Source organism: Nostoc sp. (assembly GCF_036917465.1).
GTDB lineage: Bacteria > Cyanobacteriota > Cyanobacteriia > Cyanobacteriales > Nostocaceae > Nostoc.
Window position 1 is genome coordinate 128,220 of record NZ_JBALDL010000091.1, and the last position, 16,780, is coordinate 144,999.

Genomic DNA, 16,780 nt, shown 5'->3' on the forward strand with positions numbered 1-16,780 from the left:
CAACAGCTAGGTTTACCTACTGATTAATCCCCGATCGCTAATCATCTCACGAATTGCATAAGCTGTGGCGGGTGCTAGTAAAACGCCGTTGCGATAGTGTCCGGTAGCTAAGAGGATGTTATTAAACCCTGGTAATTTACCAATAACTGGGGCTGGACGACCTTCAGGACGGGGACGTAACCCCGACCAAGTGCGGAGAATTTTTGCTGTGGCTAACTCTGGGCAAAATGCGATCGCTTGTTCTCTAACAGATTCCAATAGTTCTTGATTTGGCGGTATCTCATTTCCATTACTGGGAAACTCCACCGTCGCACCTACCCAATAATCTCCACCGCCTACAGGAACAATATGCACATCATTACCCGTTATCGCTGGCTGAAAGTCGGGATTGCCTAATGGATGCCCTACACGCATTTGCAACGCTTGTCCAAGTACGGGGCGGATATCAATTATCTGATTTAATTTTGCCGTCAGTGGTGTTGAACCTAGCCCTGCTGCGACTACAAACCAATCTCCGCCTATTTTTCCTTCTGTAGTCTCAAGTTGAATGCAAAATTGGGGGGAAGATTCAGGTGATGAGGTTTGAGCATCCAAAACAGTCACACCAAATTTGAAAGTTACGCCGTTTTGCTGGGCAGCCTCAACTAAAGCTAATGTGAGAGCAGTGGGATCGAGTTGACGATCTTGGGGAGAATAAACAGCGCCAGTAATTTTTTCGCAATCAACTTGAGGACAGATATTCTGGAGTTTAGCCGTGTCCCATATTTCTAAATGCCAGCCTTGAGAGTGGCGAATTTCTACAAGTTTTTCCCATGCTGCTAAATTCTCCTCTTCCAAACCCAGACTGAGAATTCCTTGACGGTTAAAAGGGATTTTGCGACCTGTTAAAGCTTCTAATTCGGGAATCAAAGTTTCATAGCGTTGGATGCTAGTTTGTCGCATCTGCCAAGCTTTGCCCTTTATTTTTTGGCTGATTGCGCCCATCAAAACGCCAAGTGCAGCGCCCGTGGAAGCTTGGGCTGGTGGTTGGCGATCGCAAACTGTGATTTTGAGTCCTTTTACTAGACTCAGTTCATAAGCGATCGCAGCCCCAACTACACCACAACCGATAATTACTACATTCATTACTTATGCCTTAAGTGAGAAGTTAGGAGTTAGGAGTTAAAAATTTGAAATTCCTAACTCCTGTACAGACACAGATTTCTCGCGTCTCTAACTCCTAACTCTTGTACAGACGCGATTCATCGCGTCTCTAATTATTAACCTTCTTCTTTTTTAGGAAGCAAATCGAGGAATTTGTCAATGTCTGCGAAAGCAGCTTGGGAGTTATTTAAAGCAACTAGAGGATTGCTAGCACTAGTAGCTTTATCGAGTTTAACCAGGTCTTTAAAAAAATCTCGCGTTATTTGACGAGCTGTAGGTTGGTCTTTGGGTAGAAGGTTGGGAGTGACATAAGTCAGATTCAGCTTTACTTCTGTTATTGGGCCGTGTATAAAGTTACGCACATTGATCCAATCACCTTCTTTAATCAGGGTTCTCAACTCATCTGAGCGATCGCGCACAGCCTGAATTTCAGGAACATAAGTCTGAATTCTTTCAAGTTGAGTCGCTGTGTAAGTTGGAGGTGCGATCGCAACACCAGGGCCACCACAACTAATCAGGAATGTGGCCAATAGTACTAGGAAAAATGAAAAAATCGAGCGTTGACGCACCATATATTGAACTTAATTGCTTTTTGTTTACCGATTCACAGTGTCATTTTAGATCGCTAGCGCAATTTATCGTTCTTGTCAGCCAAGGATTTTGCAGAAAATCTTGATATTTTCTCTAAAGAGCAGAGTTCCATCTGCTTTTGAGGATTTTTTTAAGTACAATTACTTAATAGGTGTTAGCCAGTCCCAAGAAGAAGCGATTTTTGCTGTCTGTTAGTAACAACGATTGTTAGGGAAGTATGATTTGGAGTTGCGAAATATTAAAGGTATTGATAAGCTGAAACACCAGTAATATAAGCCTTCTGGCGGTTTTTCTGTCTTCACATCCCCAGAAGATGCCGACGCAATATAGGAGTGTTTTTTAGTGAACGCAGCTGAACAGGCAACGAACCTTGAACTCGCCAGCAACATAGCTACAGTGGTTAATTTGTTCAAATTCGAGTTTCCTGATGCCAAATCCGATCTTAAACCTTGGAAGAATGACCCGGAAACTAGGGAGTTAGTTGATCCAGATTCTATAGATATTGGCTTTCACTTTCCTGGTATCAGCAAATCTTGGCGAAGTCGTAGTATTTTAATTCAAATCCGATTTTATCAAGATCCCATCAATAATTCCCGCCGTGCGATCGGTGTGGAGGTAGCTGGATTCGATCATCGCGGTGAAGCTTGGCGACTTTCTACGGTGGAAAACTGGAGTGTTGTTGGCACATCTTCGCCTTCTAGTGAAATCGAGGATAAGCTCAAACAGATTTGCCGACAGATTTTAGAAGTTTTTAATAAACTAAGTGAATAAAATCAACTTGTCTCAGTTTTCTGTTGCTGTTAATTTCATCTCTAATTACCTTGATTGATTTTGTAAGTTAATCAAATGAATTTTCTTTATTATCAAATCCCCGACTTCTTGAAGAAGTCGGGGATCTAAATTTAGCTTAAGTACGTAACTCACCATCTAAGTTTTCGGTGCGTTAGCCTACGGCATAACACACCCTACGAAACTATGAGGCTACCAGTTACCGTACAAGTTGAGCAGTGGCAGAAAACATTGAGGGATCGATTGAAATGCCCAATCCTTCAGCTACACGACGACCATAAGAAATATCTGCCCGGAAGAAGTGGCAAAGTTGGCGCATTTGGATATCCTGTCTCGCTTGAGAGAGACTACCGACGATATTATGAGCAAGACGCTCTTGCTGCTCAGGAGTTAGTAACCGATACAAGTTACCTGCTTGGGTGTAATCGTCGTTTCCTTCACGATGACTGTAACGATCGACTGTGACATCGCCCAAATGACTAGGTGGTTCTGCATAAGCTGGATTTTCTTTGGGCGTACCCTCAGCAGTATTGGGTTCATAGTTAGGAGCGCTACCGTGGTTGTTCCCCGGTGCCATAAAGCCATCTCGCTGATAATGCATCACTGGACATTTGGGCTGGTTGACAGGTAGTTGCTGATAGTTACTACCTAAGCGATAGCGTTGAGCATCTGGGTAAGAAAAGATCCGAGCTTGAAGCATTTTGTCTGGAGACAAACTAATACCCGGAACCACTGCACTAGGGCTAAAAGCGGCTTGCTCTACTTCGGCAAAATAATTCTCTGGGTTCCGATTTAGCTCTAATATCCCGACTTCAATTAAAGGATATTCTCCTTGTTTCCAAACTTTGGTCAAGTCAAAGGGATTATCTGGATGTTTTTCCGCTTGTTCCTCGGTCATCACCTGAATACACATCCGCCATTTGGGATAATCTTTGTTAGCGATCGCTTCAAATAGATCGTGAGTCGCATGATCGGGATCTTCACCCTTAATCTTGGCTGATTCTTCCTCAGTCAAAGTTTGATGCCCTTGCAGATTCTTAAAGTGAAATTTGCACCAGACGCGATTACCTTCAGCATTAATTAAACTGAAGGTATGGCTACCGAAGCCGTCCATGTTTCGATGGGTTTTTGGAATTCCCCGATCTGAAAACAAAATCGTCACCTGGTGAAGCGATTCTGGACTGAGTGACCAAAAATCCCACTTTGCATTCTGGTCTTTGCAATTGGTTTGAGGATTGCGCTTCTGGGTATGGATAAAATCAGGAAACTTCAAAGGGTCGCGGATGAAGAAAATAGGGGTATTGTTACCTACAAGATCCCAGTTACCCTCCTCAGTATAAAACTTGAGGGAAAAACCTCTAGGGTCGCGCTCGGCATCTGCTGAACCCTTTTCTCCCCCAACTGTAGAAAAGCGCAACAGAAGTTCCGTTTTCTTGCCAATTTCAGAAAAAAGTTTGGCTTTACTGTAGCGGGTAATGTCATTGGTAATAGTTAAAGTACCGTGAGCCGCCGCACCTTTAGCGTGGACAACTCTTTCAGGAATACGTTCTCTGTTGAAATGAGCCAGCTTTTCTAAGAGGTGGAAATCCTGGATTAATAGAGGGCCACGCGCTCCAGCCGTAAGTGAGTTCTGGTTATCGCTAACAGGAATACCGTCAGCAGTTGTTAAGTTTTGGGGTTCAGTCATGGTTAAAGAAGCTCTCCATGTAAGTTATTTAGATTGACCACAGTATATTTTAGTCAATAGATTGACGGATGCCTACTGATAGAACAATCTAATTCATAGTCATAACGAGTTTATATACAAAGCATACTCGATATGATTATGAATTACAAGAAATTTTTTTGTATTTTGGTAATATGTAGAGACGATATATCGCTTCTATACTGCCTTTCAGGTATTTAAATGTTTGAGAATCAACGAGCAAACATCTGTCGCTTCAATTTGATGTTCATTAACTAAGTGAGTTTGCTGGGTAATAAATAGAGGCCCTTCATCTGAAGAAGTGGTAATGTTACCGTGAGAACCACGTACTAGAGAAGCATCCAGAGGAATTACATCCATTAAGTAGCGGAAACCTAGTTGCTTCTTAAGTAGCTTGAGAGCAATTTTGCCTTGAGGAAATTTGATTTGTGGATCGAGGAAAAGTTCTACAGGATCGTAACCAGGTTTGCGGTGGATATCTACAGTTCTAGCAAAATCAGGTGCTTTTGCATCATCGAGCCAATAATAATAGGTAAACCAAGCGTCAGATTGAGCGATCGCTACCAACTCTCCCGATCTAGGATGAGCAAGGTGGTAGGCTTGTTTACCCTCTTCATCCAATACCTGCGCTACGCCTTCAGTCGCTTCTAAAAGCGATCGCACTTTCGGGATGTACGCTGGATCGTTCACATACACATGAGCAATTTGGTGATCGGCAACAGCAAAGGCAATGCTAGCACCAAAATCGAGCAGTTCTCGCCCCAATTCTTCTCGGATAGCAATTAGACCATTTTCCCGGAGTACACGGTTTAAATCCACAGTTTTAGAAACTGGGGTAATGCCATATTCAGAAAGAATAATAACCTGAGTATTGCGTGCTTGATAATATTCAATCAAATCGCCACAAACAGCATCAATTTCTTGCAAATCAGCTTGAATCTGTGTTTGATTGTTACCAAATTTTTGCAGACAGTAATCTAAATGTGGTAAGTAAACTAGTGATAATGTAGGGCTGTAGCGTTCCTCAATCCATTTTGCAGAATTGGCAATCCATTGGCTAGAACTAATGGAAGTTTTTGGCCCCCAAAAATCGAACAGAGGGAAATTTCCTAAATCAGATTGAATTTGCGATCGCACATCACTAGGATGGGTATAAATATCAGGTAATTTTCTCCCATCTGCGGGATAGATTGGGCGCGGCGTAATCGCATAATCTGCTGAAGAATACATGTTGTACCACCAAAAAAGGTTAGCACAAGTAAAATTTGGGTCAATTGATTTAGCTATTTCCCAAATTTTGGGAGCCTGGACTAATTTATTAGATTGTCGCCAAAACTTCACTTCACATTCATCGCGGAAGTACCAACCATTAGCGACAATTCCATGTTCATCAGGGAATTTTCCTGTTAAATAAGTAGCTTGAACTGAACAAGTCACCGCAGGTAACACTGTTCCAATAGAAGCTAACTGCCCTTTTGCAGCCCAAGAAGATAAAAACGGTGTGTTTTCTCCTAGTAGACTAGGCGTTAATCCCACGACATTGATAACAACAGTTTTCTGCATGAAATTAATTTCCTCTTAATTTGCCGCAAATTCTTTTAATACCCATTCATACTCACGCTGAATAGAAGTTATTAAATCTATCTTCATTTCTGATGGCAATACATCCCAAGTGTAAGTCTCAATTTCTAAATGTGAGCAAACATTATTTGTTTGAAGTAGATGCAAAACAGTAGCAATGTCATCTTGCGTAGACTGCAAAATTTGATAGTCATGAATAAAAATTGGGACATGAAAATGAATTCGCCATTCTTCAGCTAAAGATTGCTCTAGATGTGGTAATGCAGTTATTAAGTCAGAATAGTTATGGAGTGTACCATCACTGCGACGTTCAATTACCTGGTGGAGATAAGTAGATTCGGCAAAAGGACGTAAGCGTTCAACTATTAAACTCCGCTTTTCTACATCAGCAGGTATTTTTACTTGAATTGCAGCGCTAATTTGAATTTTGCCAATCTTAATTCCTGCCGATTGCAAACGCGCAAATACAGATTGCGGTTCCTCATACTCAACTGAAAAATGGCAGGTATCATAACAAACCCGGACATGTTCTAGCAATTTCGTCTCTGCTAGATTCTGTTCAATATTTAATTTTTCTGATAAGTAATTACCACCAATTGGCAGCAACCAATTTTGGTAGAAATCAATAACTTCTGAGGTATTTTCAATTAAACCATCAGGCTCAGGTTCTAAATCAATATGTAATATCTTTCCTGTTTCTTCATGGGTACGAATCATCTCTACAACAACTGATGCTATGTTCAAACAACTCTTTTTCAGAACCGTATCAAAAGTTACTTCGTCTTCTAACCACCAAGGTTTATAGGATAATGGCAGTGTAGAAATTCCGCCATCTAATTCTTCTGGTAACAGAACAGCTAAAATTTCTGTCAAATTTAAGGTATAATTCACTCGTTCTTGTGTAGACCAATCTGGTGCATAAACTTGGTCTTTTACAACCTGCCGATGGAATCCGCCATAAGGAAATCCATTTAAGGTGAAAACATATAAATTATGCTGAGTTAGCCATGCTTGGAATTCAGCTAAATTATTACTTTCTAAAAGTTCTTTTGCGGCAATATCTGCTAATCTCAAGCCAATACCGAAAGGCTCTGTAGGTGATAAACGTGATTTGAGTTGAGGAATATACTTTTCTAAATTGGTGAAAACCTCTAGCCAATTTTCACCAGGATGAATGTTGCTGCAATAAGTTAAATGAAAGTTGCTATCTTTTGTAATTTTCATTTTCTAGCTTACGCCCTATATATACTAATAATCTGTTGTCTTTGGCTGATAAAAGTTCACAAGATATCTGTCACACATTCATGGAGATGGGCGCATATCTATGCGCCCCTACAGACTATTCATGGTATGTACATTCAAACTTAAGTTACGGCAAATATTTTCGCTAGTTTCATGGAAATTGGCAGCAAAATTAGAACTAACAAACCGTAATACAAACCAGCAAAACCAGATGCAACTGTTGCATCTAAAACTATTAGAGATAAAACCCCTATTTTTACAGCATTTCTGATGTTTTCGGCTACTGGTTCCTGGGCAGCTTTAATGAAATTAGGCAAGATTCTGATTGCTAATAAAGCCGCAAATGGTAATGCTGCGATCGCTGTATACTCTCCTAATACTCCTAAAGCTAAAACTGCCGTCAAAACTATTGCAATTAACAGTAATGCAACTACTCCCGTAATTTTCTTACCTCCGTGAACTTCACCCTGGCTAATTGCGGTGATAGCAGCAATATAAATAACTGGAATCAGCGCTAAATACCAACGTTCTCCTATTATTTCTGGTACAGCACTCACACCTAATAATAAGTTACTGCCACGACACAAACCCATATTAAGCGGGCCGAAAAAAGGATGATGTTTGGCGAGTGAATCGTACAGGAGAGAAGAAAGAGTGATGAATATAGCGATCGCAGCACTCAAGGCAGATACTTGAAAAGCAGCTATAATGCCGATGGCAAACAGTATACTCCCCAATAAAGTAGCATTTTGACGAGATACGCGACCACTAGGAATTGCTCTATTTGGTCGCTCTTTTGCATCTAATTCCGCATCGAAAACATCATTAAAAACTATACCGCCGCCGTATAAACCAGTTGTAGCTAATAACAACCAAGCTAATGGGATTAAGATGACAAAATTTGCTTCTCCATTTATTAATTGAACAAAAATCATCCCAGAGCCAGATGCTGCAAAACCAACAAGAATATCTGCCCAAGCAGTAACAATATTAGCAGGACGCATCAATTCTAGATAACCCCGCCAGCTTTGCAAATTTAAGCTTGCAACATTCATTCATCTGCCTCCGTGCCTACTAATTTCTCAAAATAAGATAAAAATCTCTTTGGCAATACTCAATGCCCAATTCTCTACTCAATCAATACATAATCTGAAACTGATTTGATTCCTGGTTCTTGTCCGCGCAACACAGAATTGCCATTGAACATTTGACGCTGATCGACAGATTGGGAATTGAGCCAGTCTGACGCTTTCATCTGCCCAGTTTGACTGTAAGCAGCTAGAGCATTTTCATAACAAACTGCTCGCACATGTTCTTCAGGAATACCCCTATCTAACATTAACTGAGCCGTTTTCGGGACTGCCAAAGGATCGCTGATACCCCAATCAGCACTACTATCTACAATGATCCGACGAACACTATCGTGTCCCGCTACGCTAACGCATCCATACTTACGGACAACTTCTACCATTCTGGCGTTACCCATCTTGGTTTGGGGATAAATTGTGAAAGCCGCCCAAAAACCTCTTCCTAATACTTCTTCAACGGTTTCCTCGTTGTTGTGGTCAATAATTACTTGTGATGGGTCTAAGCCATATTCAATACAGCGCTCCATACTCTGAATAGCACCCGCTTTCTTATTCCGGTGGGGAGTATGAATTAGTACTAACATATCGAGTTCTTTGGCTAATGCTAACTGTTGACAAAAGTACTTATCTTCTGCTTCTGTCATGTCGTCGTAGCCAATTTCGCCAATTGCCACAACACCTTCTTTACAGGCATAAAGTGGTAGCAGTTCTATCACTTCTGCTGCTAGTGCCTCGTTATTAGCTTCTTTGGGATTTAGTCCGATTGTACAGTAGTGTTGAATGCCAAACTGACTAGCACGAAAACGTTCCCAGCCCACAAGACTACTGAAATAGTCTTTAAATGTGCCAGCGTTGGTTCGCGGTTGTCCTAACCAAAAGGCTGGTTCAATAACGGCGACAATGCCATATTCCCGCATTACTAAATAATCGTAAGTAGTACGAGAACACATGTGAATGTGAGGATCGATAAACATCATGGTGTGGTTTAATAATTGGGGATTGGGGATTGGGGATTGGGGAGAATTAAAAATTACCTCTTTTTCCTCTGCTCGCTACTCAGCACTCAGCACTCAGCACTCAGCACTCACTACTCATTTGTGGCTAAAAATGTTCCAAGTCAGATTACCTTCTTGAATGGATGACTGTAAATCTGGATAACGGGAAAGTAATGCTTGTGCTTGGGGTAAAGAAGACTCAGAACAAGCTAATGCTGCTGCTTGTTGCTCGTCTGTATCTCCATTAGCTAGTACTTTTTCCAAATCTGTGATGATTGTGCTATCTGCAAACCGCCCTACAGGTCGCCAAAGTTCTGGCGTAACTGAGCGTTTAGCCGCCCAACGTTCATGGGCATAGTCTGCTAACATCCTTGCCAATTCTGGGTTAGCACGTCGGTCTAGTCCCCAAATTAAATGCAACGGACTACCGACAAACACAGCCTTCAGCACCATCTGATTCCAAGCAGCATCATCCAAATAGTTTGCTGGATAAGGATTACGTAGTGCTATAGCTTGGAATACATTACTCATATTGCTGCGAATTCCCTCAGCAGCACGGTGGCGATGTAACTCTGGATGTGGTAACAAAGGCAAACTTTGATAAACGGCGACTAGCTCTCCCATATCGGCAGTGGAAATAACTCGATCGAGCGTTGGCGCAGCCTCTCCTTTGGAGACTCGCAAATAGCCCTCAGTATCATTGTGGGGCAAGGCTAAAAGCAAGAGTGTGCGACCTGCTTGATCTACACTCCAATTACCAGGATACCAACCTGGAATCGTATCTTGCGCTGCTTCCAAGTCCTGGAATGTTAGCTGCAAATCCTCTTTACCTAGATAACGCGGGACAGAACTAAATGCCGTGAAAAAAACTTTTTCAGCAGCACCGCTAGCAATTTGTGCCTGTTTATGCTCTAGCCAAGCCAAGGCGGGATCAGAAACAGACTTTAACAGCCAGTTATGCAATAAATTGTTTACTTTACTCATGATGAATTTCAGGAGAAGTTGTCCAACTTTTTGTAACAACTAAGTATAAAATCTACCACTAAACTTGATATTTTGTGTTCCAAGCAGCTGAATAACATGCTACTAATATCAGAACTTTACTGAATCTATAAAAATACTCAATTTTAAAGAAGATATTGTAAAGATATCGTTTGAATTAGATAAATTTAAAATTATTTATCTAACGGAAAATTTTGAATTTTAGAATTTCTATGCAAAATAAGATTTATCAATAATATTAAAAAATACAAATTATACACATCAATTGAATTGTCAATTAATGTTATTTTAAAAATTACTTATTAGGGTAAAATTAATTAATAAAAAATATATTTTTTAATTACAATTTTTATTTAAAAACTTATCATTTAGATAAATGTTGTGATTGCTACACTATAGGAACGCTAAAGGCTTTTGATTCACCATAGCGATCGCTCCCATCCAACAAGTCATACAACCACTGTCTACTGTATAGTAATCTGGTAAACTCCTATCTACCTCATCTCCTCAATCCGCCTTGGTGTTCACAATGAAAACCTTTATGCTCCCAAGCTTGCATATCTACTTCGGTAAGCCTTGTTACATTTGAGCATTCTGGTTCAATAATTTGACTTAAAATCGCCCACAATAGGCTGCGTGTTAAATCTAATCCAGTTTTCACCCAAGATTCACGATTCCCAGGAATACCCAATTCCTCAACAATCTCTGACTCAACCCAAATACCATGAGCGCCTAAGAGAATCTGTGCCATCCATAAGGCTCTGGGTAAGTGACTTGGCGAAGTAATCAACATGACTTTATGCACTCCCCAACGCCGGAGAATTGGAATACCATAATAAAAATTTTCAAAGGTAGAATTTGCACACTTTTCTAACCAAACGTTTTGTAACTCTACTAACTCCGGCTGAAAAATTAACCATATACAGGGGTCTGGTGAACCATGAGAAATTAAAATTGGGGTTTGCGGGTATTTCTTTGCTTGTTGAGCAACATAAGTTTCTCGACTAATACTGCCACCAAGCACCAAGAAGGCATCTACTGGCTGTGAAGAAGCAAAAACTAAGGTTATAGTAGTAAAAATCAGCCAAGTGCCTAAGACAAAGTACAATACACCAGTTAGTTTTTGTAACAATTGCCACAGATTATCGAAATTATTTTTAATAGAAATTAACGATTTGTTGGTAAATTTACGTTTCATGACTTCGGTAAGAAAACCTAATTTAATAGCTGTCTAACAAGGCTGCAATTAAGCGATCAAAGTGCTATCTTATAAAAGTAATGAATCAGTACAAACATGACGCTAATCAAAGTGTCACATCTTCAGTATAGCCTTCCGGAGATGGCTAACAAACTGAGAAATGGTTGTTAATAATGCAGTATTTTCGGCATCACTACAACGATATAAATGATGAAGAAAGCATAGCTTAGTTTGGGGTATAAAAACTTAAAAACTTCTGGAAAGCCTGATTGCTAAACTGTCAATAACACAATTATTCCAGCTAATATACATGAACCAATCTGCGAAAAGTTACTCACCGCTCCAAGTAGCCTTGATTGGTGGAGCGATCGCCACTACTGCTACGATGTCTGTGTTCGGCCCTGCTTGGACTCGTGCTGTCCGTGCCTCTCTAGCCCTACAAGACAGCCCAAAAGTGATAGTTGACCAGGTGTGGCAACTGGTGAATCATGAATATGTTGATGGTAAATTTAATCAACAAGATTGGCAAGCAACCAGACAAAGCCTGTTGAGCAAAGATTATTCTTCTAGGGAAGAAGCATACACTGCCATCCGCGAAGCTTTACAAAAGTTGGGAGATCCTTACACTCGATTCATGGATCCCAAACAGTTTGAAGCCTTGACTAGCCAAACATCTGGAGAAGTCTCTGGTATTGGGGTTCGGATGGAAGTAAACCAAAAAACTCAGCGCCTCACTGTGGTCGAAGCCATAGAAAATTCTCCAGCATTGAAAGCTGGGATCAAAGCAGGCGATGAAATTTTGGCAATTGATGGCAAATCTACTCTCAAAATGAAAGTGGATGACGCTTCTAAGTTAATTCGTGGCAAAGCGGGTAGTCCCATCAAACTACGCCTGGGACGAGCAGGACAAAATGCCTTTGATTTGAAGCTAACCAGAGCAAGTATTGAAGTCCCAACAGTACGTTATACCCTCAGACAAGAAGGGAATCGCCGCGTTGGTTATATCCGTTTGCGGGAATTTAGCGCCCATGCCGCAGACCAAATGCAACGAGCTATCCGCGATTTGAACACTAAGAAAGTTGATTCTTATGTTTTAGATTTGCGGGGAAATCCTGGCGGTTTGTTGCAGGCTAGCATTGAAATTGCCCGGATGTGGTACAATGACGGCGGAATTGTCAAGACAGTAGACCGTGTGGGCGGCACTGAAGAAACTAAAGCTAATCGCACTGCCCTAACAAATCGTCCCTTGGCAGTATTAGTGGATGGTAATTCAGCTAGTGCTAGTGAAATCCTCACCGGGGCGCTTAAGGATAATAAGCGGGCGGTAGTTGTAGGTGGTCAAACCTTTGGTAAAGCCCTAGTGCAGTCAGTTCATGAACTTGCAGATGGTTCCGGCTTGGCTGTCACCATTGCCCATTACTACACTCCGGCAGGAACAGATATTAACCATAAAGGGATTGCCCCAGATATCAAGTTAGACTTGACAGAGGCGCAAGAGCGGCAGTTAGCTTCTAATCCCGATTTAATTGGAACTAAGAGCGATCCCCAATATGCCAGAGCGATCGCAATTTTATCAAATAACAACTTTGCCCAGCCTCCAGCAAATCAGCCGACTCGACCCATGAGCCGCGCCGATAGCCTGAAATTTTAGATGGATGCGAGTGATTTGTTGCCAGGTGTTTATATAGCAAGTAGTATTCCCAAATCCAGATTTTTGGAATTACGAAAACTGCTTAATTTACCATTCTAGGATTTTGGTTTGGGAATACTAACTAGTAATCCTAAACCAAAATTTCAGATTTTATGAATCATCAGTCAGTTGATGCAACCACCGCCACCAGGCTTTTACCAATGGTTTCGGTGGTTGTTCCTATTTATAACGGTGAGGCGGATTTACCAGATTTAATCAATTGTCTGTTATCTCAAACTTACCCAAAAGAACGGGTAGAATACTTGTTGGTGGACAACAATAGTAGCGATCGCACTCTCACCATCCTCAAAACATCTGCCGAAAACTGCCCAATTACAATTCACCCCTTAAGCGAAAACCAAATTCAAAGCTCATACTCTGCTCGGAATGCAGGGATTCGCGCTGCTGTGGGGGAAATTATAGTTTTTACCGATGCTGATTGCCGTCCCCAACCGCAATGGTTAGATGCATTAATTCAGCCTTTTGTCAATCAAGAAGTGGTAATTGTCGCTGGTGAGATTTTGGCACTACCAGGCACAACTCTGCTAGAACAACATGCAGAACGTGAAGAAACTTTGTCGCAAAAGCATACCCTTAAGCATTCTTTTCGTCCGTACGGACAAACTGCTAATTTAGCGATTCGACGCATTGCCTTAGAAAAAGCGGGTTTATTTCGTCCCTATCTTACCACTGGTGGCGATGCCGATATTTGCTGGCGAATTTTGGGAGAAAACATCGGGCGTTTAGAATTTGCCCCGAATGCGATCGTTCAGCACCGTCATCGCGCCACACTCAGAGAACTGCAAAGTCAATGGCGACGCTACGGGCGCTCAAACCGCTATCTGCACGAACTACACGGTGTAGATTTGATGCGAGAGATGACACCTAAAGAATACGGCTATCGTTTGGTGCGTTGGTTATTGAAGGAAATACCAAGAGATATTAAAAAAGCGATTGCGGGTCAAGCCACCCTTGTAGATTTATTAAATACTCCCATTGGTTTGTTCACAGCGAGGGCGCGTACTACTGGGCAAAAACACTCCGAGTTACCAGAAAATGCCAAGATAATTGATCGGTTATAAGGGACTTCCAAATAAAAAATATTCCAAAACTGAGGCAAAAATCCTCTTAATCTCTCCTCTCTGTGTTGCGCCAGTTGCTACAAGTCGGGGAACCCGCCCAACGCACTGGCAACTCTATTGTCTCTGTGGTTCGTTTTTTAGGATAATTTATTCCTTGGAAATCCCTTAAAAACCTCTTGCCTACTAAGCCAAGTAGCCTTGTTTTGATCAATGAGGGCAGGAGGAAAACTGAGTCGCCCACAAGGGGCGAGGCTTTAAACTTTTAACGTATCGCGTCAAATTACTGTGTTGGTAATTTTGGGTGTGTATTCGAGTACTTCCCTACAATTCCAGAAATCTCAGGGTTGTAAAGTCTCAAATAATTCCAGTAGTTACCAAATACTTGACGCACATAATTTTTGGTTTCATCAAAGGGAATTTGTTCAACAAACTCATCTGGATCTTTTGTAGTTAGAGTTTGCAGCCATTTGGAGACATTACCGGGGCCAGCATTGTAACTAGCGATCGCTAACAGTGAGTTATTGTTATATTGGTCATGGGTATGACCCAAATACCATGTACCCAGCATGATGTTATCGTTGGGATTTTCTAGATTTATTGTTTTGAAATCCACTTTGATTTGTGGTGCAATCCATTTAGCTGTACTTGGTAACAACTGCATTAAACCAGTAGCATCAGCGACGGATTTGATTTTTGGCTCAAACCGTGACTCTTGACGCATCAAAGCGGTGACTAACAAAGGATTAAGTTTACGCTCAATAGACCACTTTTCAATCTCTCGGAGGTAGGGAAATGGATAACGCGCTTGCCAGTAGGTAATCTGTTTGCTTAGAGTCTGATATTGGGTAAGTTCAGCTGGTATTTCCCGGTCTTCCAATTTAGAAATTTTGTCAATACCGATAATATTTTCTCCCCTTGCCAACCTCACCAACCCTTCAGTAAATTGCTCTGCTACCGTTGGCTGAATTTTATTCTGGAATTCTGTCTGCCATTGTAACCAGGCATCGCGGTCTTGACCCAACAGATATAATTCTTTGAAAGTATTAGAACCAGCAGGGGGTAATGAACGCTGGGGTGTGATGACTTCCGGGTTCATGACGCGCACGTTGTCAAAGTTGCCAACATTTAGCCCCAGCATAGTTGCCGCTCGCCATGCATAGTAAGAGTAGGGAAACTGGCTAACCACATATTTATAAGCAGTTTGAGATTCCTGCTGTTTGCCTAGTGAGGCTGCCCATTTACCTACCCAAAAGCCTGCTCTGGGAGCTAAAATGCTATTGGGATTATTGGTGACAATTGGCTCTGCCCATTGCCAAGCACCAACGTAATCTTTGACTTTGGCTTTATCTTGGGCGATTTTCCAACGATACTCTGCCGCTTCATCCGAATTGGCGTATTTGGCTATGAGTAATTGCCACGCCGCGCTAGCTGACTTTTGATCTTTGAGGGTTTGGAAAGTTTTGGCTTTTTGTACCAGTGCAGTAGCTGCTTGTTTAGGGAATTTACTAATTACCTGGTCAAGATAAGGTAAACTATCTTTACCTGTTTTTGCGCTTTCTGCTAATCGCAATAGTGCAGTTCCAGCTTCCTCGGTATTGGGAAATTGCTGCACCAATTGTTTATAAGTAGCGTAGGCGTAGCCCGCCGCAGGCATCGCTATTTCTTTATCTTTGCCCCCTACCTGTAACCCCCGTGCAGTCCGGTAGAGGTTGCGCGATGTTTTGGGTGCTTTGGCATAAGCATTCGCCGCTTTCAGAAATTGACTATTTTCCCAATAGCTTGTACCAATTAGTTCCCAGTCTTCGGGTTTCAGGGTAGTCTGTTTTACTAACTGATCTAAAACGCCCACTATACCTGGTTGATCGTAAGCATAAGTAGCCAAAATCAATTGTAATTTTGGCTGATTGGGATTTTCTTGTAAGCGTTTGCGAATAATTTCCCAAGTCAGAGGGTTGGAAGGAAATTGAGCGATCGCTATTTCTTGTTGCTTCGGTTGGGCAATTAGATATATTGCTTTCACCGTAGCCGCTTCTTTAGGATACCGTTTCAGCACGCTTTGCCTGAGATCCGAAGCTTTGCCATCTTCGCCCAGCATATCCTCTGCCTGCGCCTGTTTCAGCAAAATGTAAGGCGCGAGGAGCGGATAGTCTTTCTCTAGTCCTTGGAGTAAAGCCAGCGCTTTTTGGGCTTGGGTTCTTTCAATGTAATCACTCGCCAAAAGATAACGAGCGCGATTTCGATCTGGCGAAGGCGACTGTCCGGCAATTTCTGCTAGTTTTGTTGCCCGTTCTGGTAGAGATTGTGATATCAGTGGAAAAACGACTGATTGGGCAATACTACCATCAGATGTTTGCTCTGTCTGATTCTTACTCAGTTTGAGCCATTGCCCAACGGTTTTACCAATCTGAGGTGCTGATACCATCGCCCCAGCTAAAAAGGCAAACAGTGCCGCACCTGCAATGATCGAAATTTGCTTTTTCTGTAGTTTCTTCAGCATGAATACTCGCTGAAAATTTCCGATGAATTTCTTGAAACTTTAACACTCCTAGCCATCACTATTACCAATTTTTAATTTTAGATTTTTAATTTTATGTAGAAAAATCTTAATTTTCAATCCTATGCTGTCAGTAATGAGTAGTCAACACATTTTAAATACTATTGCATCTCTCTCTGG

13 protein-coding genes are annotated in these 16,780 nt (G+C 41.6%); 3 read left to right on the forward strand and 10 right to left on the reverse strand.

Annotated elements, in window-relative coordinates; all coding sequences use genetic code 11:
* Window positions 1-12: 12 nt before the first annotated feature.
* Complete coding sequence (locus tag V7K38_RS24225) at window positions 13-1,125, reverse strand: NAD(P)/FAD-dependent oxidoreductase (RefSeq protein WP_334861445.1); 1,113 nt, start codon at window positions 1,123-1,125, stop codon at window positions 13-15.
* 134 nt (window positions 1,126-1,259) lie between these two features.
* A complete protein-coding gene (psbQ, locus tag V7K38_RS24230; protein WP_334861447.1) occupies window positions 1,260-1,715 on the reverse strand; it encodes a photosystem II protein PsbQ in 456 nt (151 codons plus the stop codon).
* Window positions 1,716-2,076: 361 nt separating this feature from the next.
* Here psbQ and V7K38_RS24235 point away from each other — a divergent pair, with 361 nt between their 5' ends.
* Window positions 2,077-2,505, forward strand: a complete 429-nt coding sequence (locus V7K38_RS24235; protein ID WP_334861449.1) for a hypothetical protein — start codon at window positions 2,077-2,079, stop codon at window positions 2,503-2,505.
* A gap of 217 nt (window positions 2,506-2,722) precedes the next feature.
* Here V7K38_RS24235 and V7K38_RS24240 read toward each other — a convergent pair whose 3' ends face one another.
* From V7K38_RS24240 to V7K38_RS24270, 7 genes are all read right to left on the reverse strand, one after another.
* Window positions 2,723-4,210, reverse strand: coding sequence for a catalase (locus tag V7K38_RS24240; RefSeq protein WP_334861451.1), 1,488 nt, complete (start codon window positions 4,208-4,210; stop codon window positions 2,723-2,725).
* 207 nt (window positions 4,211-4,417) lie between these two features.
* Window positions 4,418-5,791, reverse strand: a complete 1,374-nt coding sequence (locus tag V7K38_RS24245) for an alkaline phosphatase family protein (protein WP_334861453.1) — start codon at window positions 5,789-5,791, stop codon at window positions 4,418-4,420.
* A gap of 15 nt (window positions 5,792-5,806) precedes the next feature.
* Complete coding sequence (gene eboE / locus V7K38_RS24250) at window positions 5,807-7,033, reverse strand: metabolite traffic protein EboE (RefSeq protein ID WP_334861455.1); 1,227 nt, start codon at window positions 7,031-7,033, stop codon at window positions 5,807-5,809.
* Window positions 7,034-7,173: 140 nt separating this feature from the next.
* Window positions 7,174-8,106, reverse strand: a complete 933-nt coding sequence (eboC, locus tag V7K38_RS24255; RefSeq protein ID WP_334861457.1) for a UbiA-like protein EboC — start codon at window positions 8,104-8,106, stop codon at window positions 7,174-7,176.
* A 74-nt stretch (window positions 8,107-8,180) separates the two neighbouring features.
* Entirely contained in the window at window positions 8,181-9,116 is a 936-nt protein-coding gene (locus V7K38_RS24260; protein ID WP_334861459.1) for a TatD family hydrolase, read from the reverse strand.
* A 114-nt stretch (window positions 9,117-9,230) separates the two neighbouring features.
* Window positions 9,231-10,118 (reverse strand): EboA family metabolite traffic protein, encoded by an 888-nt coding sequence (locus tag V7K38_RS24265; protein WP_334861461.1) that lies wholly within the window; start codon window positions 10,116-10,118, stop codon window positions 9,231-9,233.
* Between the two features lie 517 nt (window positions 10,119-10,635).
* The gene (locus V7K38_RS24270; RefSeq protein WP_334861463.1) at window positions 10,636-11,334 is read right to left on the reverse strand and encodes a YdcF family protein; all 699 of its coding nucleotides are present in this window, start codon (window positions 11,332-11,334) and stop codon (window positions 10,636-10,638) included.
* 310 nt (window positions 11,335-11,644) lie between these two features.
* On the opposite strand from V7K38_RS24270, the gene ctpB reads away from it, so the two are divergent.
* Both ctpB and V7K38_RS24280 read left to right on the forward strand, forming a co-directional pair.
* On the forward strand, window positions 11,645-12,985 hold the full coding sequence (gene ctpB / locus V7K38_RS24275; RefSeq protein WP_334861465.1) for a carboxyl-terminal processing protease CtpB: 1,341 nt from the start codon (window positions 11,645-11,647) through the stop codon (window positions 12,983-12,985).
* A gap of 152 nt (window positions 12,986-13,137) precedes the next feature.
* Complete coding sequence (locus V7K38_RS24280; protein WP_334861467.1) at window positions 13,138-14,106, forward strand: glycosyltransferase; 969 nt, start codon at window positions 13,138-13,140, stop codon at window positions 14,104-14,106.
* A gap of 280 nt (window positions 14,107-14,386) precedes the next feature.
* On the opposite strand, the gene V7K38_RS24285 is transcribed toward V7K38_RS24280, so the two are convergent.
* A complete protein-coding gene (locus V7K38_RS24285; protein ID WP_334861469.1) occupies window positions 14,387-16,603 on the reverse strand; it encodes a lytic transglycosylase domain-containing protein in 2,217 nt (738 codons plus the stop codon).
* Window positions 16,604-16,780: the final 177 nt, after the last annotated feature.

Excerpts from the sequence above, each read along its gene's own strand:
- V7K38_RS24285 (WP_334861469.1), bottom strand. The coding sequence starts at position 16,603 with ATGCTGAAGAAACTACAGAAAAAGCAAATTTCGATCATTGCAGGTGCG.
- V7K38_RS24270 (WP_334861463.1), bottom strand. The coding sequence starts at position 11,334 with ATGAAACGTAAATTTACCAACAAATCGTTAATTTCTATTAAAAATAAT.
- eboE (WP_334861455.1), bottom strand. The coding sequence starts at position 7,033 with ATGAAAATTACAAAAGATAGCAACTTTCATTTAACTTATTGCAGCAAC.
- ctpB (WP_334861465.1), top strand. The coding sequence starts at position 11,645 with ATGAACCAATCTGCGAAAAGTTACTCACCGCTCCAAGTAGCCTTGATT.
- V7K38_RS24245 (WP_334861453.1), bottom strand. The coding sequence starts at position 5,791 with ATGCAGAAAACTGTTGTTATCAATGTCGTGGGATTAACGCCTAGTCTA.
- V7K38_RS24225 (WP_334861445.1), bottom strand. The coding sequence starts at position 1,125 with ATGAATGTAGTAATTATCGGTTGTGGTGTAGTTGGGGCTGCGATCGCT.
- V7K38_RS24260 (WP_334861459.1), bottom strand. The coding sequence starts at position 9,116 with ATGATGTTTATCGATCCTCACATTCACATGTGTTCTCGTACTACTTAC.
- V7K38_RS24280 (WP_334861467.1), top strand. The coding sequence starts at position 13,138 with ATGAATCATCAGTCAGTTGATGCAACCACCGCCACCAGGCTTTTACCA.
- V7K38_RS24240 (WP_334861451.1), bottom strand. The coding sequence starts at position 4,210 with ATGACTGAACCCCAAAACTTAACAACTGCTGACGGTATTCCTGTTAGC.
- V7K38_RS24265 (WP_334861461.1), bottom strand. The coding sequence starts at position 10,118 with ATGAGTAAAGTAAACAATTTATTGCATAACTGGCTGTTAAAGTCTGTT.
- eboC (WP_334861457.1), bottom strand. The coding sequence starts at position 8,106 with ATGAATGTTGCAAGCTTAAATTTGCAAAGCTGGCGGGGTTATCTAGAA.
- psbQ (WP_334861447.1), bottom strand. The coding sequence starts at position 1,715 with ATGGTGCGTCAACGCTCGATTTTTTCATTTTTCCTAGTACTATTGGCC.